The sequence below is a fragment of the Arsenicicoccus dermatophilus genome, assembly GCF_046267915.1.
GTDB lineage: Bacteria > Actinomycetota > Actinomycetes > Actinomycetales > Dermatophilaceae > Arsenicicoccus > Arsenicicoccus dermatophilus_A.
Genome location: NZ_CP176520.1, coordinates 3181954 through 3208195 on the forward strand (window position 1 = coordinate 3181954; position 26242 = coordinate 3208195).

The 26242-nt window shown below is 72.7% G+C and carries 20 protein-coding genes, 1 tRNA gene and 4 riboswitches; of the genes, 4 read left to right on the forward strand and 17 right to left on the reverse strand.

All coding sequences use genetic code 11. The annotated features are described in order from the left end of the window. Positions 1-467: 467 nt before the first annotated feature. Both ACK2IS_RS14985 and ACK2IS_RS14990 read right to left on the reverse strand, forming a co-directional pair. Positions 468-1220 carry a phosphotransferase gene (locus ACK2IS_RS14985; RefSeq protein WP_409484088.1) on the reverse strand — a complete coding sequence of 251 codons (753 nt, stop codon included), beginning with the start codon at positions 1218-1220 and terminating at the stop codon, positions 468-470. A gap of 121 nt (positions 1221-1341) precedes the next feature. Beyond that, the gene (locus ACK2IS_RS14990) at positions 1342-4770 is read right to left on the reverse strand and encodes an SNF2-related protein (protein ID WP_409484089.1); all 3429 of its coding nucleotides are present in this window, start codon (positions 4768-4770) and stop codon (positions 1342-1344) included. A gap of 284 nt (positions 4771-5054) precedes the next feature. Here ACK2IS_RS14990 and ACK2IS_RS14995 point away from each other — a divergent pair. From ACK2IS_RS14995 to pntB, 3 genes are all read left to right on the forward strand, one after another. Next, positions 5055-5125, forward strand: a tRNA-Cys gene (locus ACK2IS_RS14995). Positions 5126-5339: 214 nt separating this feature from the next. Further along, positions 5340-6887: a Re/Si-specific NAD(P)(+) transhydrogenase subunit alpha gene (locus ACK2IS_RS15000; RefSeq protein ID WP_409484090.1), complete on the forward strand. Its 1548-nt coding sequence runs from the start codon at positions 5340-5342 to the stop codon at positions 6885-6887. 2 nt (positions 6888-6889) lie between these two features. Beyond that, the gene (pntB, locus tag ACK2IS_RS15005) at positions 6890-8284 is read left to right on the forward strand and encodes a Re/Si-specific NAD(P)(+) transhydrogenase subunit beta (RefSeq protein WP_409484091.1); all 1395 of its coding nucleotides are present in this window, start codon (positions 6890-6892) and stop codon (positions 8282-8284) included. 54 nt (positions 8285-8338) lie between these two features. Here the strand turns inward: pntB and ACK2IS_RS15010 are convergent, their stop codons facing one another. From ACK2IS_RS15010 to ACK2IS_RS15080, 15 genes are all read right to left on the reverse strand, one after another. Then, positions 8339-10054 (reverse strand): NAD-binding protein, encoded by a 1716-nt coding sequence (locus ACK2IS_RS15010; RefSeq protein WP_409484092.1) that lies wholly within the window; start codon positions 10052-10054, stop codon positions 8339-8341. 34 nt (positions 10055-10088) lie between these two features. Continuing rightward, complete coding sequence (locus tag ACK2IS_RS15015; RefSeq protein ID WP_409484093.1) at positions 10089-10475, reverse strand: DUF6394 family protein; 387 nt, start codon at positions 10473-10475, stop codon at positions 10089-10091. Between the two features lie 27 nt (positions 10476-10502). After that, complete coding sequence (locus tag ACK2IS_RS15020) at positions 10503-11420, reverse strand: cation diffusion facilitator family transporter (protein WP_409484094.1); 918 nt, start codon at positions 11418-11420, stop codon at positions 10503-10505. 102 nt (positions 11421-11522) lie between these two features. Next, positions 11523-11700, reverse strand: a riboswitch (cobalamin riboswitch). Positions 11701-11779: 79 nt separating this feature from the next. Beyond that, positions 11780-12079 (reverse strand): hypothetical protein, encoded by a 300-nt coding sequence (locus ACK2IS_RS15025; protein WP_409484095.1) that lies wholly within the window; start codon positions 12077-12079, stop codon positions 11780-11782. After that, positions 12076-12699, reverse strand: coding sequence for a superoxide dismutase (locus ACK2IS_RS15030; RefSeq protein ID WP_409484096.1), 624 nt, complete (start codon positions 12697-12699; stop codon positions 12076-12078). Before ACK2IS_RS15030 ends, ACK2IS_RS15025 begins: the two co-directional genes overlap by 4 nt. Positions 12700-12930: 231 nt before the next feature. Next, positions 12931-13995 carry a methylmalonyl Co-A mutase-associated GTPase MeaB gene (meaB, locus tag ACK2IS_RS15035; RefSeq protein ID WP_409484097.1) on the reverse strand — a complete coding sequence of 355 codons (1065 nt, stop codon included), beginning with the start codon at positions 13993-13995 and terminating at the stop codon, positions 12931-12933. After that, positions 13988-16261, reverse strand: coding sequence for a methylmalonyl-CoA mutase (gene scpA, locus ACK2IS_RS15040; RefSeq protein WP_409484098.1), 2274 nt, complete (start codon positions 16259-16261; stop codon positions 13988-13990). The genes meaB and scpA overlap by 8 nt, the downstream gene beginning before the upstream one ends. Further along, positions 16258-18171, reverse strand: coding sequence for a methylmalonyl-CoA mutase family protein (locus ACK2IS_RS15045; protein ID WP_409484099.1), 1914 nt, complete (start codon positions 18169-18171; stop codon positions 16258-16260). The genes scpA and ACK2IS_RS15045 overlap by 4 nt, the downstream gene beginning before the upstream one ends. Then, complete coding sequence (locus ACK2IS_RS15050) at positions 18168-18680, reverse strand: hypothetical protein (RefSeq protein WP_409484100.1); 513 nt, start codon at positions 18678-18680, stop codon at positions 18168-18170. The genes ACK2IS_RS15045 and ACK2IS_RS15050 overlap by 4 nt, the downstream gene beginning before the upstream one ends. Positions 18681-18794: 114 nt before the next feature. Then, positions 18795-19022, reverse strand: a riboswitch (cobalamin riboswitch). A gap of 194 nt (positions 19023-19216) precedes the next feature. Then, positions 19217-20272, reverse strand: a complete 1056-nt coding sequence (locus tag ACK2IS_RS15055; RefSeq protein WP_409484101.1) for an ABC transporter substrate-binding protein — start codon at positions 20270-20272, stop codon at positions 19217-19219. After that, positions 20269-21078, reverse strand: coding sequence for an ABC transporter ATP-binding protein (locus ACK2IS_RS15060; RefSeq protein ID WP_409484102.1), 810 nt, complete (start codon positions 21076-21078; stop codon positions 20269-20271). The genes ACK2IS_RS15055 and ACK2IS_RS15060 overlap by 4 nt, the downstream gene beginning before the upstream one ends. 1 nt (position 21079) lies before the next feature. Further along, positions 21080-22117 (reverse strand): FecCD family ABC transporter permease, encoded by a 1038-nt coding sequence (locus ACK2IS_RS15065; protein ID WP_409484103.1) that lies wholly within the window; start codon positions 22115-22117, stop codon positions 21080-21082. Next, entirely contained in the window at positions 22087-22800 is a 714-nt protein-coding gene (locus ACK2IS_RS15070) for a (2Fe-2S)-binding protein (protein WP_409484104.1), read from the reverse strand. The genes ACK2IS_RS15065 and ACK2IS_RS15070 overlap by 31 nt, the downstream gene beginning before the upstream one ends. A 35-nt stretch (positions 22801-22835) precedes the next feature. Continuing rightward, a riboswitch (cobalamin riboswitch) is annotated at positions 22836-23013 on the reverse strand. 74 nt (positions 23014-23087) lie between these two features. Further along, positions 23088-24116, reverse strand: coding sequence for an EamA family transporter (locus ACK2IS_RS15075; RefSeq protein WP_409484105.1), 1029 nt, complete (start codon positions 24114-24116; stop codon positions 23088-23090). A gap of 138 nt (positions 24117-24254) precedes the next feature. Next, a riboswitch (cobalamin riboswitch) is annotated at positions 24255-24471 on the reverse strand. A gap of 60 nt (positions 24472-24531) precedes the next feature. Next, on the reverse strand, positions 24532-25506 hold the full coding sequence (locus tag ACK2IS_RS15080; RefSeq protein WP_409484106.1) for a hypothetical protein: 975 nt from the start codon (positions 25504-25506) through the stop codon (positions 24532-24534). A gap of 233 nt (positions 25507-25739) precedes the next feature. Here ACK2IS_RS15080 and ACK2IS_RS15085 point away from each other — a divergent pair, with 233 nt between their 5' ends. Next, the gene (locus tag ACK2IS_RS15085; protein ID WP_409484107.1) at positions 25740-26078 is read left to right on the forward strand and encodes a DUF4288 domain-containing protein; all 339 of its coding nucleotides are present in this window, start codon (positions 25740-25742) and stop codon (positions 26076-26078) included. Positions 26079-26242 lie beyond the last annotated feature (164 nt).

A 26242-nucleotide genomic window follows, 5' to 3' on the forward strand; every position in this document is an offset into this window, starting at 1 on the left:
GAACAGGAAGGCGTCGCGAAAGAGACCCTGCGGCGATGGGTCGCCCAGGACGACCCGCAAGCGGGAGGTGCCCCCATCCCGCAAGCGCTGATCATGGCCTTCGTCGACTCCCTGAAGGCCAAGGGGTGCGCGGTCGAGTCGATCTGTCCGGTCCTGACCTCTCAGGGCTGCCCGGTCGCCGCGCGCTCCTACCGTCGCTGGTCAGCGGCGGCCCCTGACGACGCGGCCCGGGCCCGGGTCATGCAGGCGCCATCACCCCAAGAGCTGGGTCGGGGCGAGCCTTTCGCGGCATTGAGCCCGCACCACCAGGCATCTCGTCGCTCATCATGGGCCGCTCCGACCCGTCGTCGCACAACCCCATCACACGCTGCCGAGCACAGCACCGTTACCTGTGCAGGGACCAGCGACCGCACCGGGACACCCGACCCAGTCCTTGACACAAGACACCTCACGCTGATGTGAGGACGTCATCCTCGTATTGCCAGAGTCCAGACCCGATGGTGCTCGACGATGAACTGGGTCGTGTTTCGCCAGTGCTCGCCGTGGCCCTCGCGGTACATGGTGGCCCACGGCTGGAGGCCGGTGGTGGTGTGTGACTCGTGCAGCAGATCGAACATGGCCTGTGCGCGTTGCTCGAGAGCCTCGGGTAACGCTGCCCGCAGGTCGAAGTCTGCTTCGTAGCCATCGAGGAAGGCCCGGAGTCGTCGTGCGGATGCCTTGACATCGGCGTGAGGAAACAGGTGGGCGAAGGCTGTTGCGGCGTAGGCGAGGTCCCACAGTCGGCTGCTGGGCGCGGCGCCGTCCCAGTCGATGAGGACGAGGCGGCCATCGTCGATGACGAGATTCCAGGTGGCACGGTCGTTGTGGCAGATCAGCTCCCGCTGAGGTGCGGGCAGGACTCCGTCGGGCCAGTCGCCGGGAACACCGAGAGGTGCGCTGGCGTCGTGGATGGCACGGACCAGGGCGCCGATCTTCCGGACGATGTCGTCGGGCAGTGGTGCGATGTCTATGGCCATCGTGCCGGGGACGTAGTCGAGGACCAGACGACCCTGATCATCGCCTCCGTGAGTGCCCGGGAGGTCGATCCCGCGGGTGCGCAGCGCAGCCATGAACTCCACCACGCGTGAAGTCGTCCGCGTCCAGGGCTTACGGACCGTCTGACCCACCCTGACGACAGCGCCCGACGCGTTACCACCTTCGAGCAGCTCCTCGTCATCCATTGCTCCGATGCCAGGCAGCACTCGGCAAGACCGCCCATGGATCTCCGTCCTGGCCAATGACCGACTTCCGACATGAGAGCGCTGTCACGACCGGCTCGACCAGCGCGCTCGACCATCACGGCTACCCCAGGAGGCCGCGGATGTCCTCGGCGGTGATCGCGCCGGACAGCGCGTCGCCCTCGTCGACGACGCGGGCGAAGAGCTCGCGCTTGCGCTGCTGCAGCGCCACCACCTTGTCCTCGATGGTGTCCTCGGAGACGAAGCGGTAGACGTTGACCGTACGGTCCTGCCCGATGCGGTGGGTGCGGTCGATGGCCTGGGCCTCGGCGGCGGGGTTCCACCAGGGGTCCAGGACGTAGACGTAGTCGGCCTCGGTCAGCGTCAGACCGAAGCCGCCGGCCTTCAGCGAGATGAGGAAGGCTGTCTGCGTCCCCTCGCGGAACTCCGCGATCCGCTCGCCCCGCTTGCGGGTGCGCCCGTCGAGGTAGGAGTGGTCGATCCCCTCCCGGTCGAGCCGCTCGCGCACCAGCCGCAGGTAGCCCGTGAACTGGCTGAACACCAGCGCCCGGTGGCCCTCGGCGGCGAGCTCACGCAGGTGCTCGACCAGCAGGTCGGTCTTGGCGTCGTCGCCGGTGCCGAGGTGCTCGGCGTCGACGAGGCCGGGGTGCAGGGACAGCTGGCGCAGGGCGGTCAGGGCGCGCAGGATCGCGACCCGGTTGCGCCCGAAGTCGTCCTCGATCAGCCCGAGCAGCCGCTGCCGCTCGCGCTGCAGGTGCCGGTCGTAGACCGCGCGGTGCCGCGGGTGCATCGGCACCGCGACGAGCTGCTCGATCTTGGGCGGCAGGTCGTCGGCGACCTGCTCCTTGGTGCGGCGCATCATCAGCGGGCGGATCCGGCGCCGCAGGGTGGCGAGGAGCTCGGCGCCCTCGCCCGCCTCGATGGGCTTGACGTAGCTGTCCCGGAACTCACGCGGCTGGGCGTAGAGGCCCGGCGCCACCACCGACAGCAGCGACCACAGGTCCATCAGGGAGTTCTCCAGCGGCGTGCCGGTCACGGCGAGCTTCATGCCGGCGTCGAGGCGGCGGACCACCTGATAGGTCTTGGCCTGGTGGTTCTTGACGAACTGCGCCTCGTCCAGGACGAGCCCGCCCCACCGCCGGGCCAGATAGGCCTCCTCGTCCAGCCGGACCAGGGCGTATGACGTCACCACGACGTCCGCATCGCCCACGGCCCGGTCCAGGGTCGTGCCCGCCTTGCGCAGGGTGCGGTCGAGGGTGACGACCCGCAGGTCGGGGGTCCAGCGCTCGGCCTCGCGGGCCCAGGCGCCGACGACGCTGGTGGGGGCGACGATCAGCAAGGGGTCGGCCAGGTCGCCGGTCTCCTTGGCCCGCAGCACCGCGGCGAGGGTCTGGACGGTCTTGCCCAGGCCCATGTCGTCGGCGAGGATCCCGCCGAGCCGGGCCTCCCACAGCAGCGAGAGCCACTGGAAACCCTCGTGCTGGTAGGGCCGCAGGGTGGCCTGCAGCCCCTCGGGGACGGGCCGGTCGCCGGGCTGCAGTCCCCGCAGGGCGTCCACGGTGCGACGCCAGCGCTCGCTCTGGTGGTGGACGACGCCGAGCTCGACGAGCTCGTCCCACAGGCCCGCGTGGAAGGCCGTGACCTGCCAGGACCCGCTGTCGCCGTCCTGCAGGGAGCGTGCCTCGGCCAGCACCGTCGCGAGCGCCGCCAGCCGCTCGTCCTCGGCGAGCGGGAGCCAGCGGCCGGAGGGCAGGATGAGCAGCTCCTGGCCGGTGGTGAGCGCCAGGATGAGGTCGGCCAGGGGCACGTCCTCGCCGTCGACGCTGACCGAGATGTCCAGGTCGAACCAGTCGGTGGAGCGGGCGTGGACCGGCGCGCCCCGCTCGCCCGCAGGGCTGTCGGGCGCGCCGCCCGCACCGGCCCGGCCCGCTCCGTCGTCGTCCGCGTCGTCGGGCGTCCTCGGTGCCGTGGCGTCAGCGCTGCCGGGGGCGGCCTCGTCCACCCCGAGGGTGACCACGGCCTCGCCGGTGGCCCGGACGTAGGTGGGCAGCGGCAGCACCTCCTCGACGACCACGTCGGGGTGCTCGCGCAGGTCGGGCAGCACCGCGGACAGCGCGATCGACGCCGCGGGCCCGAGGACCAGGGTGGCGGCGGACGTCCAGGGGGCACCGGGCCTGGCGACGGGGGCGAGCACCGGCTCCAGCAGCGGGGCCACCTCGTCGAGGACGACCCGCTCGGCGGCGTGGTCGCGGGCCCGCCCACCGGTCTCCCGGACGCCGGGGACCGGGACGACCGGCCCCAGGTCCAGCCCGCGCCCGCCGACGGCATACCGCCAGCGCAGCTCCACCTCCGTGAGGTGCCCGGGTCGGGGGGTCACCTGGACCAGCAGCCGCGGCCGGGGGCTGGCCGTGGTCTCCAGGTCCTGCGCGACCCGCACCCGCACCCGACGCCGCAGGGCCGGGAGCTGCTCGAGGACGAAGGACGGCCACTCCTGCGCCGGCACCTCGATCGGGCCCTCGGCGAGCAGCCGCTCGTGGTCCTGGGTGAGCGGGGGGTCGAGCTCGACGACGCTCAGCCCGTCGGGGCGCTCGTGGACCAGGGCGATCGCGGGCACCCCGACCGGCAGGGTCTGCGTCAGGGGGATGCCGTCGGGGATCGCGAGCACCGGACGCAGGGTCACCGCGCCGTCCTCGGCCGTCTCCAGGGCGATCTCGAAGGACGCGGGCTCGTCGGGGACGTGCACCGCCCGTCCCTGGGCGTCGATCAGCGCGACCCCCGCCCGGCGGGCGGCGCGCAGCAGCGGCACGGCGGGCGGCCCCATGTCGGCCAGGGACACCCGGTCGATCGCCCCCGAGGCGTGGACCGCTCGGCGGGCCCGCACCGCGCGGGCCATCTCCTCCAGGGTCTGCAGGTGCAGGGGGTCGACCTCGGCGCGCACGGTGCCGTAGTAGCTGCCCGGGTCGATGCCGCCCCAGCTGATCCCCGTCTTGATCCACCCTCGCGCACCCTGCACGAGCGGCGTCAGGGTGACGCCGGGGCCGAGGGTGGGCGCCCGGCGCGGCGGCGGCGTGAGGTGGAGCTGGAGCGCAGCAGGGGTCCCGTCGTCGCCCGCGAGCGAGGCGACGACCGATCGCCAGCTGGTGACCGTGGACGGACCGGGGCGCCACGGGCCCCGATCGGCCAGGTCCTCGGCCTCGGCGCGCTCGTCGCTGCGCAGCTGGGTCGCCGTGAGGACGAGGGCCACGACGTGCTTGCAGTCCACCTGCATCGGGCACGAGCACGACGAGGACCAGCGTGAGTGACCTGGACGGCGCGGCTCGTCGCGCAGCTCGGCCCAGGTGGTGTAGCGCTGCCGCCCCGACCCGCGGACCAGGCCGTCCACCCGGCGTCCGTCGCCCGAGACCACGAGCTCGGTCACCATGTCGCGGGCGGTGTACCCCAGCCCCCGGGTCACGGCACCCGAGTCGCACAGCCCCCTCAGCTGAGCCGCGGACAGCTCGTCCACCCTGGCCAGCTGCACCAGTCGCGCCATCCTGGGGCCTCCTCCGCCGCTCGGTCCGCCTCAGACTAGTCACCCCGCCCGACAGGTCCGCCCCGCCGACCACGGGCGCCCGGGCAGGGAGGCGGCGCGTGACGATCGATCAGGGACAGGGGCAGGAGGTATGGCGACGCCACGCTACGCGCCGGTTGCCTGACCGACGCCACTGCACGTTGCCGGTTCAACTCACTGCGAGTCACACGATTGCGCCTAAAAGGGTCGAATGGCCGCCAGGGGCTAGCCCGTCAGCCTGTCCTGCAGCAGAGTTGTGGTCACCCGGTGGAGTGGCCGAGTGGTTAGGCAGCGGCCTGCAGAGCCGTCTACACAGGTTCGACTCCTGTCTCCACCTCCCGTGGCCCCCGACGATCACGTCGGGGGCCACCGCCATGTCCGGCCCGGCACCGTTGCGCCCCAGCACTCCTCCCGCCTGGGCGGGGGGTGCGCGCACGGCCGACCCGTCCCGGTCCTACGCTGGGGAGTGCTCGTGACCGGACGGTCACGGCCAGCAGATGCCGGGCAGCGGAGCCCGCCGGCCCGACATCACCGGACCAGAGGTGCTGCGCATGCTGATCGGTGTACCCCGCGAGACGCGACCGGGTGAGACCCGCGTCGCGACGACCCCCACGCACGTCGAGCAGCTGCGCGGTCTCGGCTACGACGTGCTCGTCGAGAGCGGGGCCGGTCTGCAGGCAGGCTTCCACGACGACGACTACGTCACCGCGGGCGCCTCGATCGGGGGCCGCGACCAGGCCTGCGCCGCCGACGTGGTGCTGGGCATCCACGCCCCCCGCCAGGAGGACGTCGACCGGCTGCGTGACGGCGCGCTGGTCATCTCCCTGGTCGGCGCCGGCCGTCATCCCGAGCTCATCGAGATGTACTCCCGGCGCGACATCACGGTCCTGGCCACCGACTCGGTCCCCCGCATCTCCCGGGCGCAGAGCCTGGACGTGCTCTCCTCCATGTCCAACATCTCGGGCTACCGCGCCGTGATCGAGGCCGCCGAGGAGTTCGACTCCTTCTTCACCGGCCAGGTCACCGCGGCCGGAAAGGTCGCCCCCGCCAAGGTGCTCGTGGTCGGCGCCGGCGTGGCCGGGCTCGCGGCCATCGGCGCGGCCAACGCCCTGGGTGCCATCGTCTACGCCACCGACGCCCGCGCCGAGGTGGCCGAGCAGGTGGAGTCGATGGGCGCGACCTTCCTGCCGGTCGACGTCGAGATGCAGCGCAGCACCGACGGCTACGCGCGCGAGACCTCCCAGGCCTTCGACGAGGCTGCCGCGCGGCTCTACGCCAAGACCGTCCCCGAGATGGACATCATCATCACGACCGCCCTGATCCCGGGCCGTCCGGCGCCGCGGCTGATCACCGCCGAGATGGTCGCGGGCATGCAGCGCGGGTCGGTGATCGTCGACATGGCGGCCGCGTCCGGCGGCAACGTCGAGGGCTCGGTCGCCGACGAGCGGATCATCACCCCGCAGGGCGTGCGCATCCTCGGCCACTCCAACCTGCCCAACCGGATGCCGCTGGTCGCCTCCCGCCTCTACGCCACCAACCTCGTCAACCTGCTCAAGCTGATCACGCCGGGCAAGGACGGGCAGTACGTCCTGGACATGGACGACGAGGTCGTGCGCGGCATGACGATCGTCCAGCGCGGGCAGGTCATGTGGCCGCCACCGCCGGTGACGGTCTCGGCGGCACCCCCACCGGCAGCGGCCGGCGCCACCGCGGTCAGCGCCCCGGCTGCCACGCCCACGGCGCCCCCGAGCCCAGGTCGCCGGCTCGGCCTGATCGCCGTGGCCGCGCTGCTGCTCCTCGTGCTCAGCCTCGGTATGCCGTCAGCCTTCCTGGGCCACCTCACGGTCTTCGCCCTCGCCTGCGTCATCGGCTACTACGTCATCGGCAACGTGCACCACGCGCTGCACACGCCGCTGATGTCGGTGACCAACGCCGTCTCTGGGATCATCGTCGTCGGCGCGATCCTCCAGGCCGGCATGGCGGGCGGCAACGTGCTCGTCGCGGTCCTCGCCTTTCTCGCCATACTCCTCGCCAGCATCAACATCGCCGGTGGCTTCACCGTGACCCAGCGCATGCTGACGATGTTCCGGAAGGACTGACCGTGCCCATCACCCTGCTGCTGGCCAGCTACACGATCTCGGCCATCCTGTTCATCCTCGCGCTGGCCGGCCTGGCCAGGCACGAGTCCGCCAAGATGGGCAACCTCTACGGCATCTCCGGCATGGGCCTGGCACTCCTCGCGACCGTGTGGTTCGCCCTGTCCCACAGCGGTGACGTCCTGCGCGCCGTGGCCGTCGTCCTCCTGGCCATGCTCGTCGGTGCCGCGATCGGCACGAGCCGGGCCCGCAAGGTCGAGATGACCGGCATGCCCGAGCTGATCGCGCTCCTGCACTCCTTCGTCGGCCTGGCCGCGGTGCTCGTCGGCTACGGCTCGTGGCTCATGGGCACCCACGGCATGGACGCGACGACCGAGGGCATCCACCTGGCGGAGATCTTCGTCGGCGTCTTCATCGGTGCGGTGACCTTCACCGGGTCGGTCGTGGCCTACCTGAAGCTTTCGGCCAAGATCAAGTCCGCGCCGCTGATGCTGCCCGGGCACAACGCGCTCAACCTCGGCGCCCTGGTCGCGTTCGCGCTGCTCACGGTGTGGTTCGTCATCACCCCGTCCACCTGGCTGCTGGTGCTGATGACGGTCATCGCCCTGGCTCTCGGCTGGCACCTGGTCGCCTCCATCGGTGGCGGCGACATGCCCGTCGTGGTGTCGATGCTCAACTCCTACTCGGGGTGGGCCGCCGCCGCGGCCGGCTTCATGCTCTCCAACGACCTGCTCATCGTCACCGGCGCGCTCGTCGGCTCGTCGGGTGCCTACCTGTCCTACGTCATGTGCACGGCGATGAACCGGTCCTTCCTGTCGGTCATCGCCGGGGGCTTCGGCTCGGACGGCGCGGTGACCGGGGGTGCCACCATCGAGGGCGAGCACCACGAGATCACCGCCGAGGAGACCGCCCGGCTGCTGCGCGAGGCCAAGACCGTGGTCATCACGCCCGGCTACGGCATGGCCGTCGCGCAGGCGCAGTATCCCGTCGCCGACCTGGCCCGCCGGCTGCGAGACCAGGGCATCGACGTGCGGTTCGCCATCCACCCGGTCGCCGGCCGTCTGCCCGGCCACATGAACGTCCTGCTCGCCGAGGCGAAGGTCCCCTACGACATCGTCCTGGAGATGGACGAGATCAACGACGACCTCGCCGGCACCGACGTGGTGCTCGTCATCGGCGCCAACGACACCGTCAACCCCTCCGCCCTGGAGGACCCGCACTCCCCCGTGGCGGGCATGCCGGTCCTCGAGGTCTGGAAGGCCGACCAGGTCGTGGTCTTCAAGCGGTCGATGAGCACCGGGTATGCCGGCGTCCAGAACCCGCTGTTCTTCAAGGACAACACCTCGATGCTCTTCGGCGACGCCAAGGAGCGGGTGGACGACATCCTCAAGGCCCTCTGACCGCAGCGCCGACACCGACCGCCACCGACCGACCGGTCGGCGGCGGTCGGGCGTTCAGCGGCGGGCGAGCAGCCGGCCCACCCAGGTGCCCGGGACCTCGCGCCCGGTCGCGGCATACTCCACCGCGGTCTCCTGCAGCAGCGTGGGGGTGAGCCCGTCCAGCGCGCGGGCCCGCCCGGCGAGCAGGATCCGGTCGCCCACCTCGAGCTGGAGGTCGCCGTCCGGCAGCAGGTGCCGGTGACCGTCGCGCTCCACGACCAGCACCACCGCCCCCAGCCGGGCGTCGCGGTCCTCGGGGTCGCGCAGCAGGTCTCGGACGGCGAAAGGCCGACCACGCTGCAGCCATCGGGTCAGGGCGGGAGCCTCCCGGTGGTCGACGACCACCAGCTCGCGGTGCGGCGCCCGCCGACCGAACGCCTGCACGAGCCGCTGGAGGACCGCCTCGGACTCCTCCTCCGGCCGCGTCATCAGGTGCTCGACGCAGCTCCAGAAGGTCGGCGTCACCACGCGCGCGAGCACCTCGGCGGCCACGAGCTCGCTGGGGACGAAGACGCTGTCGATGTCGAGGGCCTCGACCAGGACCCGCCGGGAGGTGGCGTGCTGCCGCACGCACACGTACATCTGCGGGTCGACGATGCGCGCGTGCTCGGCGATGGCGAGGTTGAGCGTGTCGGACTCGGAGCCGGCGACCAGGCCCCGGGCCCCGGCCAGGTCGTGGTAGCCGGCGCGCGGGTCGACGACCTCGACCTCCTCCCCGGCCCGGCGCAGGTCGTGGGCGATCTCGTCGCGGAAGGCGCCCTCGGCGGCCACGATCCAGCGCCCCTGCCGGGTGCGCCCCTGCGGCTCCTGCAGCAGCGCACCCGCAGGGCTCATCAGCCACGCCACCAGGCGGAAGGTCGCGGGCCGCTGGATCGCCAGCACCAGGTAGCCACCGAAGCGGTCGCTCGGGTTGATCACGGCCGCAGCCGAGAAGTCGTGCATCCGCTCCTCGTAGATCCGCGAGTGGCAGCGGGCGAAGACGGGCAGCTCGGGACGCAGCAGGTCCACGGTCATCACCACGGCGAGGTTGACGGTGTCGTCGTCGGTGAGCGCGATGACACCCTCGCAGCTCGGCAGGCCGAGACCGGCCAGACCCATCACCCCGGGCAAGGAGGCGTCGGCGTCCAGGACCGGCACGTCGTTCTGCAGCTGCTCGCACGCGAGCTTGTCGGCGCAGTCACGGTCGGTCTCCACCACGACGACCCGCCGCCCGGCCTCGTCCAGCTGGGCCACCACCGCCTGCCCGGACCGGCCGTAGCCCGCGACCACGAAGAACGGCTCCTTCATCCGCAGCACCCGGCGCCGGAACCGTTGCGTGGCCAAGGCCTCGCGGAAACCCGAGTCCTGGAAGAGCGACAGCAGCGTGCCGATCGCGTAGGCCCACCCGATGACCGTGCCGTAGATCGACGAGGTCACCCACAGCCGCTGCGTCGCCGTGAACGGCACGATCTCGCCGAAACCGATGGTGGTCGCGGTGTAGGAGATGAAGTAGAAGGCGTCGAAGGGCGACAGCCGCGCACCGTCCTCGCCGGGGATCAGCGCCAGCCCGAGCACGGAGACCGAGAAGATCGCGACCAGCACGATCAGCGGCGTCCGCATCCGCCGCAGCACCAGGAAGATCGCGTCGGTCGACGGCACCTCGGTGGGCACCCGCACCCGCTCGCGCGGCCCGCGCACCCCGCGACGACGCGTCGACGGGCGGGCGAGGAACAGCAGCAGCGGGTTGGTCATCGGGGCCTGCTCGTCGGCTCGTCGGGCTCGCGGCTCAGCGCCGACGGAAGGACACGGTCTCGGCGACCAGGAGCACCAGCGAGACGAGGTTCGCGAGCAGCGCGCCGCACGCGAGCGAGACCACCGAGGCGATCTCCGGACCGGAGATGGCCTGCGAGTGCGACTGGGTGAAGTAGATGTAGAGCACCGCGGCGCCGATCAGCTGCAGCACGGCGACCAGGCTCGTCGCCAGGTGGGTGGCCCCGATCTGGGTGCGATCCCCGAACTTGAGGACCAGCGCGACCACGTTGACCACGATCGCGGCATACAGCTCCCAGATGTTGTGCATGTCCGGGTCGCCCAGGTCGCCCACCACGAAGCCGAAGTTCACGGTCGCGGCGAGCAGCACGAAGAAGCCGAAGATGACCTTCTCGAGATTCACCCTGTCCAGGCTACCGGTGTCGACGGCTCAGGCGTGGAGGTGCTCCGCGTGGTGGGCGGCCAGGGCGGGGGTCTCCAGCTGCAGGGTGCAGTGCTCCAGGAAGAGCTCGTGGTGGCAGGCCAGGCAGCGGAGCATCCGGTCGAGCAGCTGGGTGCTGTGCCCGTCGGTGAAGCACCGGTCGTCGAGGACGACGTGCGCCGTGAGGACCGGCAGGCCGCTGGCGATGGTGGAGGCGTGGAGGTCGTGGACTCCCAGCACGTGCGGCTGACCCGCCAGGTGGCGGCGCACCTCGTCCAGGTCGAGCCCGGCCGGGGTGGACTCCAGCAGGATCGTGACGGCCTCGCGGAGCAGCCCGACGGCGCGCGGCACGATCAGCGCGCCGACGACCAGCCCGGCGACCGCGTCGGCCCGCTGCCAGCCGGTCAGAGCGATCGTGGCGGCGGCGACGAGCACGGCCACCGAGCCGAGCGCGTCGCTCGCGACCTCGAGGAAGGCCGCCCGCACGTTCAGGTCGTGCCCGCGGCCCCCGGCCAGCACGAGCATGGCGACGACGTTGGCGGCCAGGCCGACCGCACCGAACACGGCCAGGCCCGGCGCCGCCACCTGCGGCGGCGCGACCAGCCGCTGGACGGCCTCGACGACCGCGGCGGTGCCGACGACCAGCAGGAACGAGGCCTGCGCCGCGGCGGCGACCACCTCGGCCCGCCGCCATCCCCAGGTGCGTCGGGCCGACGGGGGGCGAGCCATCAGCACGGCGGCGACCAGGGCGACGACCAGCCCCAGGGAGTCGGTGAGCAGGTGGGCGGCGTCGACCAGCAGCACCAGGCTGCCGGTCCGGAGCGCGCCGACGACCTGGGTGACCAGCACCGTTGTGGTGAGGGCCAGCGTCACGGCCAGGCGGGTGCGGCTGTCCGACGGCGCCGCGTGATGATGTCCGGCGCCCATGTCAGACCGGCCCGTCCACGCCGGGAGGGCCGCCGGCCCGTCCGGGCTCGCAGGAGAACGCGTGCACGTGCACCAACTCTCGTCAGGGCCCATGCGCGAGGCCCGATCGGGTCCAGCGTCGGCAGGTCTTCGGACTCGGGATCATTCGCGCAGAGCGCCTTCCCAGCTCTCGCCAGTGGCATCGTGCTCTGCGCAGCTCCCTCACCGCTGCGCGTCAGTCCCGGACTCTCACTGGGTTCCCTGGCACCCCTCGGGTGCGGCCGACCCGGCGACCCTAGCCCTGCCTCCGTCCGGTCGGCAAGACGCCGGACGGAAGCGCCCGGGCACCCCTCGGGTGGCGGCGGGCGTGGGCCCGGCGGTCACGCGCCGGGCCTGTGGTCAGCGCGGGGCACGGATGCCTCGAGCTGCACGGCGAGGTCGCTGAGGCAGTCGGCGGGGTCCTGGCCGCAGGCGTCGGCATACAGACCGGCCAGGAGCTCGGCGAGCAGCAGGGCGCCACCGAGCAGCTCGTGCAGGTCCGCCGTCGAGGCGAGCATGACCGCGGAGCCGCGGTCCCCGCGGTGCCGGGCAGTCAGGATGCCGGCGGCGAGCTGCGCGTGCTCGACCAGCTCGGCCGCCCCCTCCCCCTGCGGGTCGTTCCCGGTGCCCTGCGCGGTCACGGCAGGATCAGGCCGGCGGTCTGCATGGCGGCCCGGGCGTGACGCTCCTGGACGTCGGCCCAGTTCACGACGTTCCACCACTGCGCCACGAAGCTCGCCTTGTCGTTCTTGTACTGCAGGTAGTAGGCGTGCTCCCACATGTCCAGCACGAGCAGCGGCACCAGGCACATCGGCAGGTTGCCCTGGTGGTCGAAGTGCTGGACGACGTACATGCGCTGCGCGACCAGGTCCCAGGCCAGCACCGACCAGCCCGATCCCTGGACCCCGAGGGCGACGGCCTGGAAGTGGGCACGGAAGGCGTCGAAGGAGCCGAAGTCCTGATCGATGCGGGCCGCGAGGTCGCCGATGGGCCTGTCCCCGCCGTCGGGAGACATGTTGGCCCAGAACACGGAGTGGTTGACGTGCCCCCCGAGGTGGAAGGCGAAGTTCTTCTCCAGCGTGGACAGCGCGTCGAAGGACTGCTTCTCGCGGGCCTCGGCGAGCTGCTCGACGGCGGTGTTGATGCCCTTGACGTAGGTCGCGTGGTGCTTGTCGTGGTGCAGCTCCATGATCTGGCCCGAGATGTAGGGCTCCAGGGCGGCATGGTCGTAGGGCAGGTCCGGCAGCGCGTAGATGCTCATGCCACCCATCCTGCCCACCCGCGCCGAAAAGCGAAAGTCGTTGTAGGACAACGTCTTTCCGCGAACTTCCGGACAGGGGGCATCGCCCGGGCGTCCGCGCGTCGGAGCGGACCCGCAGGGGGCCGGGTGACCCCCTGCGGGCCCGCACGAGTCCAGGTGCATGGCTGGCAGCGTGGACTCGTGGTCCCGCGGCGCACGAAGGGCGAGTCCAGACACCGCGGGAGATCGTGGTCACCCGGGGGCGTGGCCCCCGGCTGACTCGGGGGCGGGGCCCCGGGCTGACTCGGGGGCGCGGCCCGGGGCTCGCGCGGTCAGGTCGGCCGCGAGGGCGATCAGCACCCGGTCCATGGCCTCGGGGACGGTGACGGCGCCGCTCGCCACGTCCTGCTCCGCGGCCCGGGCGACGGCGCCCGCGTGCCCGGACCCGGACAGCATCAGCCGCAGCTCGTCCTGCACGACGGCCCGCAGCCAGTCCACCTGCTGACGACGGCGCCGCTCCTCGAGGACGCCCCGACGGCGCAGCCCGTCGGCGTGGTCGACCACGGCCTGCCACACCTCGTCGAGACCGTCACCGGTCAGCGCCGAGCAGGTGAGCACCTGCGGCCGCCCCTCGTCGGGACCGAGCACGAGCCGCATCGCGACCGCCAGCTCGCGCGCCGTCACCCGGGCCTCCCCGGCGTGCTCGCCGTCGGCCTTGTTGACGGCGATGACGTCGGCGAGCTCCAGGATCCCCCTCTTGATGCCCTGGAGCTGGTCGCCGGAGCGGGCCAGCGCGAGGAACAGGAAGGTGTCGACCATGCCGGACACCGCCACCTCGGACTGCCCCACCCCCACCGTCTCGACGACGACCACGTCGAACCCGGCCGCCTCGAGCACGACGATGGAGTCCCGCGTCGCCCGAGCCACGCCCCCCAGGTGGCCCCCCGACGGGGCGGGCCGGATGTAGGCGTCGTCACGGGCGGCCAGGGCCGCCATCCGGGTGCGATCCCCCAGGATCGATCCGCCGGTCCGCGAGCTCGACGGGTCGACGGCCAGCACGCCGACCCGGTGACCGCGGTCGACGAGCCGGGTCCCCAGGGCGTCGGTGAAGGTCGACTTCCCCACCCCCGGGACCCCCGATATCCCCACGCGCCGCGCGTAGCCCGCGTCCGGCGCGAGCTCGCGCAGCAGCTCGCGGGCGAGCTCGCGGTGCTCCGGTCGCGAGGACTCGACCAGCGTGAGCGCGCGGGCGACCACCGCGCGGTCCCGGTGCCGGACCCCGGCGACGAGCCGGTCCACGGACAGGGCCTCACGCATCCGGCGAGGCCTCCGCCCCGGCCGTCCCCGCCGACCCCGTGGGCCCGGCTGACCCTTCCGGCACGGCTGTCCCTTCCGGCACGGTGATCCCGTGGTGGCGCTCCAGGAGCTGGCGCAGCAGACCGCAGGCGGCCCGCGGGATGACCGTCCCCGGCGGATAGATCGCGTCCGCGCCCTTCTCCCGCAGCTCGTCGAAGTCCTGGGTCGGGATGACCCCGCCGACCACGATCATGAGGTCCTGGCGCCCCACCGCGTCCAGCTCCGCCCGCAGGGCCGGCACCAGGGTCAGGTGCCCCGCGGCGAGCGAGGAGACCCCGACGACGTGCACGTCGGCGTCCACCGCCTGCCGCGCCACCTCGGCGGGGGTCTGGAAGAGCGGGCCCACGTCCACGTCGAAGCCCAGGTCCGCGAAGGCCGTCGAGATGACCTTCTGGCCACGGTCGTGGCCGTCCTGCCCCATCTTGGCGACGAGGATGCGCGGGCGGCGTCCCTCGGCCTTCTCGAACTCGCTCACCAGCTCGTGCGCCTCGACCATCGCGGCCGAGCCTCCCGTCTCGCTGCTGTAGACCCCCGAGATGGTGCGGATCGCCGCGGTGTACCGGCCGAAGACCCGCTCCAGCGCGGCGGAGATCTCGCCCACGGTCGCCATGGCCCGGGCGGCGTCGATGGACGCGCCCAGCAGGTTTCCGCCCTCGCCCGGGTGCTCGGCGACCCAGGTCAGCCGGTCGAGGGCGGACTGGCAGGCCGCCTCGTCCCGCTCGGCGCGCAGCCGGGCGAGCTTGGCGAGCTGGCTGCTGCGCACCGAGGCGTTGTCGACCTTGAGCACCTCGATGCCCTCGTCCCCGTCCACGAGGTACTTGTTGACGCCGATGACCGGCTGGCGACCGGAGTCGATCCGGGCCTGGGTGCGGGCGGCGGCCTCCTCGATGCGCATCTTGGGGATCCCGGCCTCGATGGCCTTCGCCATACCGCCCGCGGCCTCGACCTCCTGGATCAGCCCCCAGGCGCGACGGGCCAGGTCGTGGGTGAGCTTCTCGACGTAGGCCGACCCGGCCCAGGGGTCGATCACCCGGCAGGTCCCGGACTCCTGCTGCAGGAACAGCTGGGTGTTGCGGGCGATGCGCGCGGAGAAGTCGGTCGGCAGCGCGATCGCCTCGTCGAGCGCGTTGGTGTGCAGCGACTGGGTGTGGCCCTGGGTCGCACCCATGGCCTCCACGCACGTCCGCACGACGTTGTTGTAGACGTCCTGCGCCGTGAGCGACCAGCCCGACGTCTGCGAGTGCGTGCGCAGGGACATCGACTTGGGGTTCTGGGGGTCGAAGTCACGCACCAGCCGGGCCCACAGGAGCCGGGCCGCCCGCATCTTGGCGACCTCCATGAAGAAGTTCATCCCGATCGCCCAGAAGAACGACAGCCGGGGCGCGAACCGGTCCACGTCCAGCCCCACGGCCTCGCCCGCACGCAGGTACTCCACCCCGTCGGCGAGCGTGTAGGCCATCTCGATGTCGGCCGTGGCCCCCGCCTCCTGCATGTGGTAGCCGGAGATGGAGATGGAGTTGAACCGCGGCATGTGCTCGGAGGTGAAGGCGAAGATGTCCGAGATGATCCGCATGGACGGCGCGGGCGGATAGATGTAGGTGTTGCGGACCATGAACTCCTTGAGGATGTCGTTCTGGATGGTCCCCGACAGCTGCTCCGGCCGGACGCCCTGTTCCTCGGCGGCGACGACGTAGAGCGCCAGCACCGGCAGGACGGCACCGTTCATGGTCATCGAGACGCTCATCCGGTCCAGCGGTATGCCGTCGAACAGCTGCCGCATGTCGTAGATCGAGTCGATGGCGACGCCCGCCATACCCACGTCGCCCTCCACCCGGGGGTGGTCGGAGTCGTAGCCGCGGTGCGTGGCCAGGTCGAAGGCCACGGACAGCCCCTTCTGCCCGGCCGCCAGGTTGCGCCGGTAGAAGGCGTTGGACTCCTCCGCGGTGGAGAAGCCGGCGTACTGCCGGACCGTCCACGGCTGGCTGGCGTACATCGTGGCGTAGGGACCGCGCAGGAACGGCGGCGCCCCCGGGGTGGTGTCGAGGAAGTCCAGGCCGGCGAGGTCCTCCTCGGTGTAGAGCGGCGGGACCAGGATGTGCTCGGGGGTCTGCCACCCGTGGGAGCAGCCCCCGGTCATGGCGACCAGTCGCTCCCACTGCTCGGTGGAGCCGGGCGGGGGCGCACCGTCTCCGAGCGGCACGGCGCAGAAGGACGGGATGGTGCTCATGCCGGGGCTCCCAGGGTGTCGAGGAGGGTGGACAGGAAGGTGACGACGTCCATGCCGTCGAAGAGCTCGCCGTCGACCGCGCCCGGTGGCGCGTCGGGGCCGAGCTCGGTGCGCCGTCCGGCGACGAGCACCTCGCGGGCACCCGCGGCGTGCAGGGCCTCGGCGACCGCGACCCCCTGCTGGGCGTAGACGCCGGCGGAGGAGCACAGGACCACGACCTCGGCGCCGACCTCCCGGCGGCGCGTCACGACCTCCTCGGGGGTGCCTCCCTCGCAGAGCGGGGTGTCGATGCCCGCCACGTGCAGCAGGTTGCTGGTGAAGGTCTCGCGGGGCCCGAAGTCGCGGCGCGTGCCCAGGCAGGCCAGCAGGACGGTGGCGGGTCGCCCCTGAGCGGCCGCGGCGGCGGCCCGGTCGCGCAGCCGCTCGAAGACCTCGGCGTCGCGGGTGGGCGGCAGGATCGGGGTCGTGGCCGGGGCCAGGACGACCCGGGGCTCCCGGTCGAGCGGCGGCTGCACCGCGGCGGGAAACATGCTGACCCCCGTCAGCGGCAGCCTGCGGGTGGCCAGGCGCCGGTCGCGCTCGTCGCGCACCTCGGCGATCCGGTCGGCGACCCGCCCGTCGCGCAGCGCGGCCTCCATGCCCCCGTCGGCGTCGAGCACCTGGAACCACGCCCACGCCCGTTCGCACAGGGCGTCGGTCAGCGCCTCGACGTACCACCCGCCCCCGGCCGGGTCGGTCACCCGACCCAGGTTGGACTCCTCGGCCAGGAGGACCTGGGTGTTGCGGGCGAGTCGGCGCGAGGACTCGACCGGCAGCCCGTGGATGGTGTCGTAGGGCAGCACGGTGATCGCCTCGGCCCCGCCGACGGCGGCGCCGAAGCACGCGGTCGTGGTGCGCAGGATGTTGACCCAGGGGTCGTCCCGCGTGAGCATCCGCCGGGTCGTGACGGCGTGCTGGCAGGCACCTCGCTGGACGTCGGGGACACCGCTCACCTCACCGACCCGGGCCCACAGCCGCCGCAGGGCCCGCAGCTTGGCGATGGTCAGGAACTGGTCCGCGGTCGCCGCCACCCGGAACTCCAGCTGGGAGAAGGTCTGCGCCACCGAGACCCCGGACTCCTCGAGCCCCCGCAGATAGGCCACCCCGGTCGCGACCGCGCAGGCGAGCTCCTCGACCTCACCACCGCCGGCCTCGTGGTGGACGGTGGCGTCCACGGTGAGGGACCGGACGGAGGGATAGCTGCCGAGGCAGTCGCGCACCAGCCGGAGCACCTCGCTGCGCGACGGCGCGCCGTGCCCGAGCGCAATCGCGCCGAGCCGGTCGACGCCCAGCGATCCGCGCACGGTGAAACCCTCGAGCCCGGCCCGGGTCCAGACCGCCATCAGGGCACGGGCGGCGCCGATCTGGTCGTCGTGGCTGCTGACGCAGACCGGCGCCAGGTCGAGCAGCACCCCGTCGAGCATCGCCCCCAGGTCGTCGACGGCGATCGCGTCGGCGCCCAGCTGCAGCCACAGCGCGGTCGCGCCACGCTCCAGGTCGGTCAGCACCGCGCGACGTCCGCGGTCGAGGTCAGGGTCGTCGTGCCACTGGCGCACCTGCCAGGCGTCGACGGCCCCGGGGCGCACCGAGGACCCGCGCACGAAGGGCATCACCCCGGGCCGACCTAACGGTCGTTGCCCGTCCGGACGGGTGTAGAGCGCCTCCACGGCGATCCCGCTGAGGGTGGTGGTGCGCAGCCTGGCCTCCGCCTGCTGGCCGGTCAGCCGACGCTCCGGCGGGCGGCGCTTGTTGAGCACGTCGGCCGCCATCGAGGCCCATGCGGCCCGGTCCAGGACCTCGAACCCCTCGGCGAGCCCCGTCAGGGGCGGGCCGACGACGTCGGCGGGCGCGGCGACGTCCGCGCTGCTCATCGGCCGGCCGCCGCGGTCAGCCGCAGGGACTCACCGAGGTCGCCCGAGGCGGCTACGGCCGGGCCGGTCCGCAGGCTGGGGCACCAGCCGGCCTGCAGCAGGTGGCCGAGCGCCGGGCAGCCGCGGGGGATGAGCACGTCCGCCCAGGGCTGCTGGGACGACTCGACGAAGACGTCGACAAGAAGGCCGAGCAGGTCCGGGTGACGGGTGCGCACGGCCGAGGCGATGATCAGGTGCCGCAGGTCGACCAGCCCCTCGGCGACGACACCGGCGGCGAAGCCGACGAGCAGCCCGTCCATGCTCATCGTCACCAGGCGGAACCCGCTCTCGGCGGTGCAGGACTCGAGCCAGGACGAGCAGTCGGTGGCACCACCTCCCGTGCGGAAGGGGACCCGCGCCCCGACGAGCTCCAGGTGCTGCAGCTCGTCGGTGATGTGCAGGGCCTCGTGGTCGGGATACAGCACGAAGCGGATGCCCGGGCGGGGCGAGGGCAGGGGCAGGGTGTTCATGGAGGTGACCTCCCAGCGATGAGCCCGAGGTGCACCGAGGACGCCGCTGCCGACGGGACGACGCCTGCCGGGCAGGGTGTCCTGGCCTTCCCTCGAGGCGCGGACACGGGCGAACCGCTGACGCGGCACACTGGCAGGTCTTCGGACTCGTGGGCGTCGAGCCTCGGAGGCTCACCGCGACTGACGTCGCGGAGTCCTTCACCGTCGCTTCCCAGGTGGTCGTCCCAGTGCTGATGACGATGTCGTTCCCACTCACCGCTGCGGGGCAGTCCCGGACTCGCACCGGGTTCCCTCTTTCCCCTCCCGACCGAGGACGGGAGGACCAGCACCGCCAACGTAGCGCATGCCTCCCCCTGCAGCGACAGGGGGGTTCGGGCCCGACACCCGGCAGGTCCGTGGGGCACGGCCGCTCCCCACGCCGGGGGACGAGGACCCCACCACGGGTGGTGCCGGAGATCGCCCGTCCGCCCCTCCCGGGCCCCGACCTGCGGCGGCACCCGGTCGGTCGGAGCCGACCCAAGCGCGCCTCGGGCGGGTCAACCGACCTCGCGCAGGTCGTGCCTGGGCGTGATCTGCGAGGCGGGGAGGAGGGACGCCTTCTCCAGTGCCTTGCGGAGGTTCTCGGCCGCGTCGATGTTCAGCGGGCTGCTCGTCCACGCCGCGTAGGGCAGGTTCAGATAACGCTTCTCCTTGACGGCAGGCAGGTCGCGGGTGGCCGGGTTGGCCTCGAGCAGTGCGACCTTGTCCGCCATCGTCTGCTGCCCGTAGTGCACGAAGGCGATGAAGTCGGGCTTGGCCGTCGCCACCTTCTCCCAGGAGATGTTGGTCCAGGTGTCGTGGATGGCACCCGCCACGTTGGTGGCACCCGCTGCATCGATGACACCTTGCGGCCCGCCGTACGACCCGCTCGTGAAGACCGCATCCTTGGCGCTGTCGAAGAGCAGCACGACGGGCTTGCGCGTCGCCTGCGGTGCGGCGCGCAGGGCCACCAGCCGGGCGTCGAGGTCGTCCGTGACCTGCTTGGCCTGGGCAGCATGCCCGGTGATCGCGCCGAGATTGGTGAGGTCGGTGCGTAGCGCCACCCACGGATCCATGGTGCCGCGTGCCTTCTCACCGGCCTTCTGGCGGCAGCTCTCCGAGAGGATGTAAGGAGCGATGCCCTTGCTCCGCAGCAGGTCCGGCATCAGGTTCCGCGACTCGCTGTAGCCGTAGTTGTATCCCGCGACCATCACGTCCGGCCGCTTGGCGAGAACGCCCTCGAGGGTGGGGTAGTCCGCGCCCGAGTCAGGCAGCTGCCGCGCCTGGTCCCCGTAGACCTTGGCCAGCACCGTGCTGTCCTTCTGGAGGCTGGTCACCGAGACCAGCTGGTCCTTGGCTCCCACAGCCAGCGCCATGGCGATCATGTTGCCGTCGTTCACGAAGACTCTCCTGGCCGGCGACGGAAAGGGCTCGGAGTGACCGCAGTTGGTGACCGATACCGTCGACCCGGAGGAGGTTCCGCCCGCTCCTGATCCTCCGGGTGGGGAGCCGCAGGCGGCGACGGCGAGCACCAGGACGCCGGTGCCGACGAGAGCGATGGGACGACGGATCATGATGGGTCTCCTTGGAGGACTGGCCCAGGGGCCTGGTGGTTGTCGGACGGGGCGCAGATCAGGTGTGCCTGTCCGGTCGCGGGGTCGACGAGAGTGACCGTGCGTATGCCGAAGGCCCGCTGGACGGCCTCGCCGGTCAGCACGTCAGGAGCGGGCCCCGCTGCCAGGACGGATCCCTCCCCGACGACGACCACGTGGTCGGCGTAGCGGTGCGCGAGGTCGAGGTCGTGGATGGCCATCACGACGGTGCGTCCCAGACCCCGCACCAGGCGCAGGAGGTGGTGCTGGTGAGGCACGTCCAGGTGGTTGGTCGGCTCGTCGAGGAGGAGGACCGGCGCGTCCTGGGCGAGCCCCCGGGCGAGGAGGGCACGTCGCCGCTCCCCGCCGGACAGCGCATGGCAGGGCCGGTCCACCACGTCCTGCAGACCCACCTGGGCCAGGGCGCGCAGGACGACCTGGCGCTCCTGAGCCCCACCGAGGGCCCAGGGTCGGGCATGGGGGATGCGGCCGAGCGCGATCATCTCGCCGACAAGCAGGTCGTCGGGCGGGGAGTCCTCCTGCGCCACCAGAGCCATCCGCAGGGCGCGCTCGCGGGGTCGCAGCCGGTCCACCCGTTCGCCCCCGACGAGGACGTGCCCTCGTGGGGCCGCAACGATGCCGGCGAGGGTGCGCAGCAGCGTGGACTTGCCCGAGCCGTTGGCGCCGACGAGCGCGGTGACGCCGCCGGAGGGCAGGTCGAGGTCGACCCCGGTCAGGACGACGTGGCCGTCGACCGCGGCGGACAGGTCCTGGGTCTGCACCCGCATGTCAGCGACTCCCGGAGTAGCGGTAGTGGCGCCGGCCGACGAGCAGGAGGAAGACCGGCGCCCCCACCAGTCCGGTGACCACGCCGAGGGGGATCTCCTGGGGGCGGACGCACACGCGGGCGAGGACGTCGACCCAGACCAGGAAGAGTCCGCCGGCCAGGGCCGCCACGGGGACGACCACCCGGTGGCGGGCCCCCACGACCATGCGCGCCAGGTGCGGCACCACCAGCCCCACGAAGCCGATACCGCCGGACACGGCGACCAGGACCCCGACGAGGACGGCAAGGCCGACGAAGAGGGCTGTCCGCAGTGCTCCCACGGGCACCCCGAGCGAGGCCGCGAGGTCCGGGCCGGCAGCCAGCGCGTCCAACCACCGGGAGGCGGCGGCCATCGCGAGGACAGCGGCCAGCGTCACGACAGCGGCGAGCGGCAGCAGCTCCCAGGTGGCGGCGGCCACGCTCCCGAGCAGCCAGTAGAGCACCGACTGAGCGGCGCGGGGGTCGTTGGACAGGAAGACGAGGAAGCTGGCGATCGCGCTGAACGCCGAGGACAGGACCACCCCGGTCAGCACCAGCCGCAGCGGCGTCAGCCCGCCCTGCGCCATGGCGATGGCATAGACCAGCGCCGACGCGGCCAAGGCCCCGAGCAGCGCCCCGCCCGACAGCGCCCAGACCCCGAGCCCGGACAGCACGCCGGTCGTCATCACCGCGGTGGCGCCCACCGAGGCTCCGGACGAGACCCCGAGCAGGTAGGGATCGGCCAGGGGATTGCGCACCAGCGTCTGCATCCCCGCACCCGCCACCGCGAGGCCGGCGCCGGCCACGGCGGCGAGCAGGGAGCGGGGGGCTCGCAGGTCCCACACGATGGCGTCGTACGTCGGGTCCGCCGTGCCGCCCGTGATCCGGGCGGCCACGACCCGCCATACGTCCGGGAGGGGCAGCGGCTCCGAGCCGAAGGCGAGGGAGATCACGCAGCTCGCCGCCAGGGCGACCGCGAGGACGACGACGATCAGGGCTGCAGGCGGGCGTGGCGCGGACACGTGCGGCACTCCTCGTGGTCGGCGGACAGGAAGATCAGGCAGCAGGTATGCCGACGGTGGCTGGTCGCGTCGGCGGCCGGCGTCACGAGGGGCCTGCCCCCGGGCCACTGCACGGGATCCAGCGCACGATGGGCACCGCTGACCACCTCCGCCCGGCGGGCTGACGGGACGGTCACCACGGCACGGCTGAACGCGCCCGCGACCGAGGTGGCGACCCCGCCCCAGGCCAGACGTGAGGTGATCCCGGCAGTCACCCGCACGACGTCGAGCAGGGGCGCGAGGTGGTTCTGCAGGCCCCTGACCAGCTCTCCCACCCCTCCTGGCGCAGGCTGCGGATGCCGCGGGACGACCAGCCGCAGGGTCCGACCGTGCTCGTCCACCTCGGCCAGCACCCGGGGATCCTCGAGCGGGACGATCCCGCCGGTCAGTGCCCAGGTGCCGACGAGGTAGCCCGCGACACGTCCGGCGTAGTGCTGGCTGGCACAGGCCCCGCCGGCGGCCCGGTGCGGCACCCCGAGCCACGCGGTGTACCGCTCCACCAGGTCGAGGACCCGCTCCGGCCGTCGGACCTCGGCCAACGGCAGCCAACGGCCCGCACGGGGCTCACGCTCATCAGGGTCGACGAGCACCGGGTAGCCTGCGGCCACCAGCGCGTCGCCGACCGAAAGGTCGGAGGCAGACACCAGCACCAACTCTCGCCGGGGCCCATGCGCGAGGCCCGATCGGATGGAGCGTCGGCAGGTCTTCGGACTCGGGATCGTTCGCGCAGAGCGCCTTCCCAGCTCTTGCCAGTGGCATCGTGCCCTGCGCAGCTCCCCTACCGCTGCGCGTCAGTCCCGGACTTCGACCGGGTTCCCTGGCACCCCTCGGGTGCGACCGACCCGGTCACCATAGCCATGGCCGTCACCAGCGGCAACCGTCGTCAGGAGGGTGCCCGGGTGGAGCGGCGGCGCCGAGCGCCACGTCCAGGTCATGCGTGCGCACCGCCGAGCTTGACGGCGAGGACGCCGGCGAGGATGGTGGCGCCGCCGAGGAGCTGCATCGGACCCGGCACCTCGCCGAGGAGCAGCCAGGCGAACAGGATCGTGGCCAGCACCTCGTTGAGGCCCACGAACGACGCCACCGTGGATCCCAGCCGACGGCTCCCCGCCACGCCGAAGCCATAGGCCACCGCCGCCGAGATCAGGGCCAGGCCGGCAGCCGGCAGCCACCACGGCAGCGGGTTTCCCGCCAGCGTCACGTCCCGGGTCGCCGTGACGACCGGTGCAGCCCCGGCCAGACCGGCAAGGCCGATGACTGCCGCCCCCACCGCCAGGCCTCCTGCCGCGAGGCCGATCGCCGGCAGTCCCTTGGTCGGTCGCGCCCCGAGGACGAAGTAGGCCGCGTTGCAGCAGGCTGCCCAGAAGCCCCAGCACAGTCCCACGGGGTCGATGGTGATGCCACCCGCGACGTCGATGACCAGGCACAGGCCGCAGACCGACAGAGCGGATCCCAGCAGCACCCCCACGGACGGCACCTCGCGGACTCGGGCCCATCGGTATCCCACGACGAGGACGGGAGCGAGGTACTCCAGGAGCATGGCGACCCCGACAGACAGGTGGGAGACCGCCATGAAGTAGGAGAGCTGGCTGAAGGCGACCCCCACCACGCCATAGCCGCACACCACCTTCCAGCTCGTGCCGAAGGGCCGCAGGTCGCCGCGGAGCAGGATCAGGGTCGGGATCCCCAGCCCGAGAGCCCCGCCGGTCAGGCGGACGAGCACCGCACCAGCCGGTGACCACCCGCTCTCCAGGAGCGCCTTCGCGAAAGGACCGCTCGTGCCGAACGCGATGGCCGACACCACTGCCAGCACGACACCGACAAGCACGGATGCCGGTGGCGGCGCGGGGTGCTCAAGGACTGGTGGCAGCGGTCTGACGCCGGCCTCGACCACCTCGGGGGCGCTGTTCTCGGGGGGCTGTGGCGGAACGGTGGTGTGGTGAGCTGCGGTCAGGGCCATGGCTCTCTCCTCGCGAGCGGTCCGACGGTCGGACCAGGAGGAGCACGCCCCGACGGGCGGCCTGCGGGCGCGTCCGTGACGGCACCTGCGGGACACCCGGTCGAGCAGCCCACCCACGAGGCCACGACCACACCGTGCACGGCGTGCACGGCTGCTGGCAGGTCTTCGGACTCGTGGACGGCCGGGCGATCACCCGGAGGCCTACTGGCCGTCGCTTCCCAGGTCAGGACCCAGTGCTCATGACGGCGGTCGTTCCCACTCACCGCTGCGGGGCAGTCCCGGACTCGCACCGGGTTCCCTCTTGCCCCGAGCACCCTCGGATCAGGGCGCTCGGACCAGCTCCTGCAGCCTAGGACGGGTCCGGGAGTCGCGGGGCGCCGGGTGCCCCGGAGCCGGCGAGTCACGAAGGACTCGATCAGCGGCGGGCGCGGTCCTCGACGTCCAGGAAGGGGTGCGGTCGGGCGACCCGGGTGGCCCCGGACTCCCCCACGACGTGCACCGATCCGTCGTCCGCCACGACCAGGCGCTCGGCGCGGACCGCCTCGGTGGGTGCGGCCTCGGTCGCCCGCCGCGGGAAGTCCGCGAGCTGGGCCGCCACCCGCTCGTACACCGCCTGTCGCTCGGCCGGTGTCGTCGTGGCCGCCCGCATGAACTCCAGCGTCGCCGCGGCCTCGTCGAGCACCCGCCGCTCGTCCTCGCTGAAGGTGCTGGCCACCAGGCGCTCCGCGTTGGCCTCGGCGGCCTCCAGCGCGGTCGCGAAGTCCGCGACCGCGCGGGCGTAGTCGGTGTCGCGGGCGTCGCGCGTCCCGGCCGGCGGCACCGGGGACCGCAGCTCGCGGCACCGCAGCATGGCGTCGAGGGCACCGCGGGTGAGCGGGTCGGTGTGGTCGGTCATCACGGGGAAGTTCACGGCCGCCTCGAGGTCACGCTCGTAGCGCAGGAAGCGGTGGGTCAGCTCGGTGTCCAGCGCCACGAGCCCGGCCCACTCGCGCGGGAAGTCCGTGGGGGTGCCGCGGCGCAGGGCCCGGCGTCGGGCCACGAGCGGTATGCCGTCCACGACGGACTCGACGCCGCCACGCACCGCGCGGGTGACTCGGCGGCTCGACAGCCACATCCCGGCGCCGACGGTGCCCAGGCCGCCGAGGGCGAGGACGTTGTAGAGCGCGAGGACGACGGCGGACGCCGGGTCGTCGACGGGCAGCTGGCCGACGGCGGCCATGACGTCGGGCGACATCACCAGGGCGCCGCCCGCGGCGGTAAGCGCGACCCCGGGCGCGAGGCGCCCCTCGGCCGGCTGGTGGCGGGTCCGCCAGCGCTCCCGCGCGTAGCGTCCCACCCCCGTCGTCACGGCCACGGCACCGGTGCCCACGAGCACGGCGGTCACGATCACGGCGTCTCTCCTCCACCAGGTCGTCTCGGATGACAACGCTGCGAGTGGGACGCGCCTTCCCCGGCGGCGGCTCCCTCGCTCATCGCACCTGCCCCACATCTCAGATCGCACCCCCCGCCCGGTCCCCTCGCCACCCCGCCATGGCCGCCGCCGGCGCACAGCGGTCGACCCCCGGCGCGCCCACGGCATACCCTCGTGGCTGCCGACTGCTCAGCAGGTCAAGGAGATTCACCATGGACGAGCTCACGACCACCCGGTTCGTCGCGGTGCTGCTCAGCCGCTCATCCTCGCAAGCCGAGGGCTACGTGCCCCTGTGGTCGGAGGATCTCGTGCTGATCCACGCCGACTCGCCGGAGGAGGCGCGGACGCGAGCAGCCGAGCGCGGCCGGGCCGCGGCCACGAGCTACCGCAACGATCGTGGCGAAAGCATCGTGTGGACCTTCGACCGCGTGGTCGACGTGGCGCCGCTGCTCGACGAGGACCTCGCGCAGGACGCCGACCTCTACGCCCGGCACTTCCGGGACCACGAGGCCTACGTGCGGTTCGACCGGTCGCTGACCGACGAGTCCTGAGACCGGCCGCAACCCCCGCCCTGCCCGGGCGAGCCTGCGCCGCCCCGCTGTCGCCCGCTCTCCGCGCGGTGCCACGCGCGTCGTCCGTTGACCGGTTGCAGCGGGGCAGCCGCCACGCAACCTGTCGACGGCCACCGGGCCTGTCAACGGGCCCGCAGCCTGTC

Excerpts from the sequence above, each read along its gene's own strand:
- ACK2IS_RS15020 (WP_409484094.1), bottom strand. The coding sequence starts at position 11,420 with ATGGGCGCCGGACATCATCACGCGGCGCCGTCGGACAGCCGCACCCGC.
- ACK2IS_RS15000 (WP_409484090.1), top strand. The coding sequence starts at position 5,340 with ATGCTGATCGGTGTACCCCGCGAGACGCGACCGGGTGAGACCCGCGTC.
- ACK2IS_RS14990 (WP_409484089.1), bottom strand. The coding sequence starts at position 4,770 with ATGGCGCGACTGGTGCAGCTGGCCAGGGTGGACGAGCTGTCCGCGGCT.
- meaB (WP_409484097.1), bottom strand. The coding sequence starts at position 13,995 with ATGCGTGAGGCCCTGTCCGTGGACCGGCTCGTCGCCGGGGTCCGGCAC.
- ACK2IS_RS14985 (WP_409484088.1), bottom strand. The coding sequence starts at position 1,220 with ATGGATGACGAGGAGCTGCTCGAAGGTGGTAACGCGTCGGGCGCTGTC.
- ACK2IS_RS15045 (WP_409484099.1), bottom strand. The coding sequence starts at position 18,171 with ATGAGCAGCGCGGACGTCGCCGCGCCCGCCGACGTCGTCGGCCCGCCC.
- ACK2IS_RS15010 (WP_409484092.1), bottom strand. The coding sequence starts at position 10,054 with ATGACCAACCCGCTGCTGCTGTTCCTCGCCCGCCCGTCGACGCGTCGT.
- ACK2IS_RS15030 (WP_409484096.1), bottom strand. The coding sequence starts at position 12,699 with ATGAGCATCTACGCGCTGCCGGACCTGCCCTACGACCATGCCGCCCTG.
- ACK2IS_RS15050 (WP_409484100.1), bottom strand. The coding sequence starts at position 18,680 with ATGAACACCCTGCCCCTGCCCTCGCCCCGCCCGGGCATCCGCTTCGTG.
- ACK2IS_RS15055 (WP_409484101.1), bottom strand. The coding sequence starts at position 20,272 with ATGATCCGTCGTCCCATCGCTCTCGTCGGCACCGGCGTCCTGGTGCTC.
- ACK2IS_RS15075 (WP_409484105.1), bottom strand. The coding sequence starts at position 24,116 with ATGGCCCTGACCGCAGCTCACCACACCACCGTTCCGCCACAGCCCCCC.
- ACK2IS_RS15085 (WP_409484107.1), top strand. The coding sequence starts at position 25,740 with ATGGACGAGCTCACGACCACCCGGTTCGTCGCGGTGCTGCTCAGCCGC.
- ACK2IS_RS15060 (WP_409484102.1), bottom strand. The coding sequence starts at position 21,078 with ATGCGGGTGCAGACCCAGGACCTGTCCGCCGCGGTCGACGGCCACGTC.
- scpA (WP_409484098.1), bottom strand. The coding sequence starts at position 16,261 with ATGAGCACCATCCCGTCCTTCTGCGCCGTGCCGCTCGGAGACGGTGCG.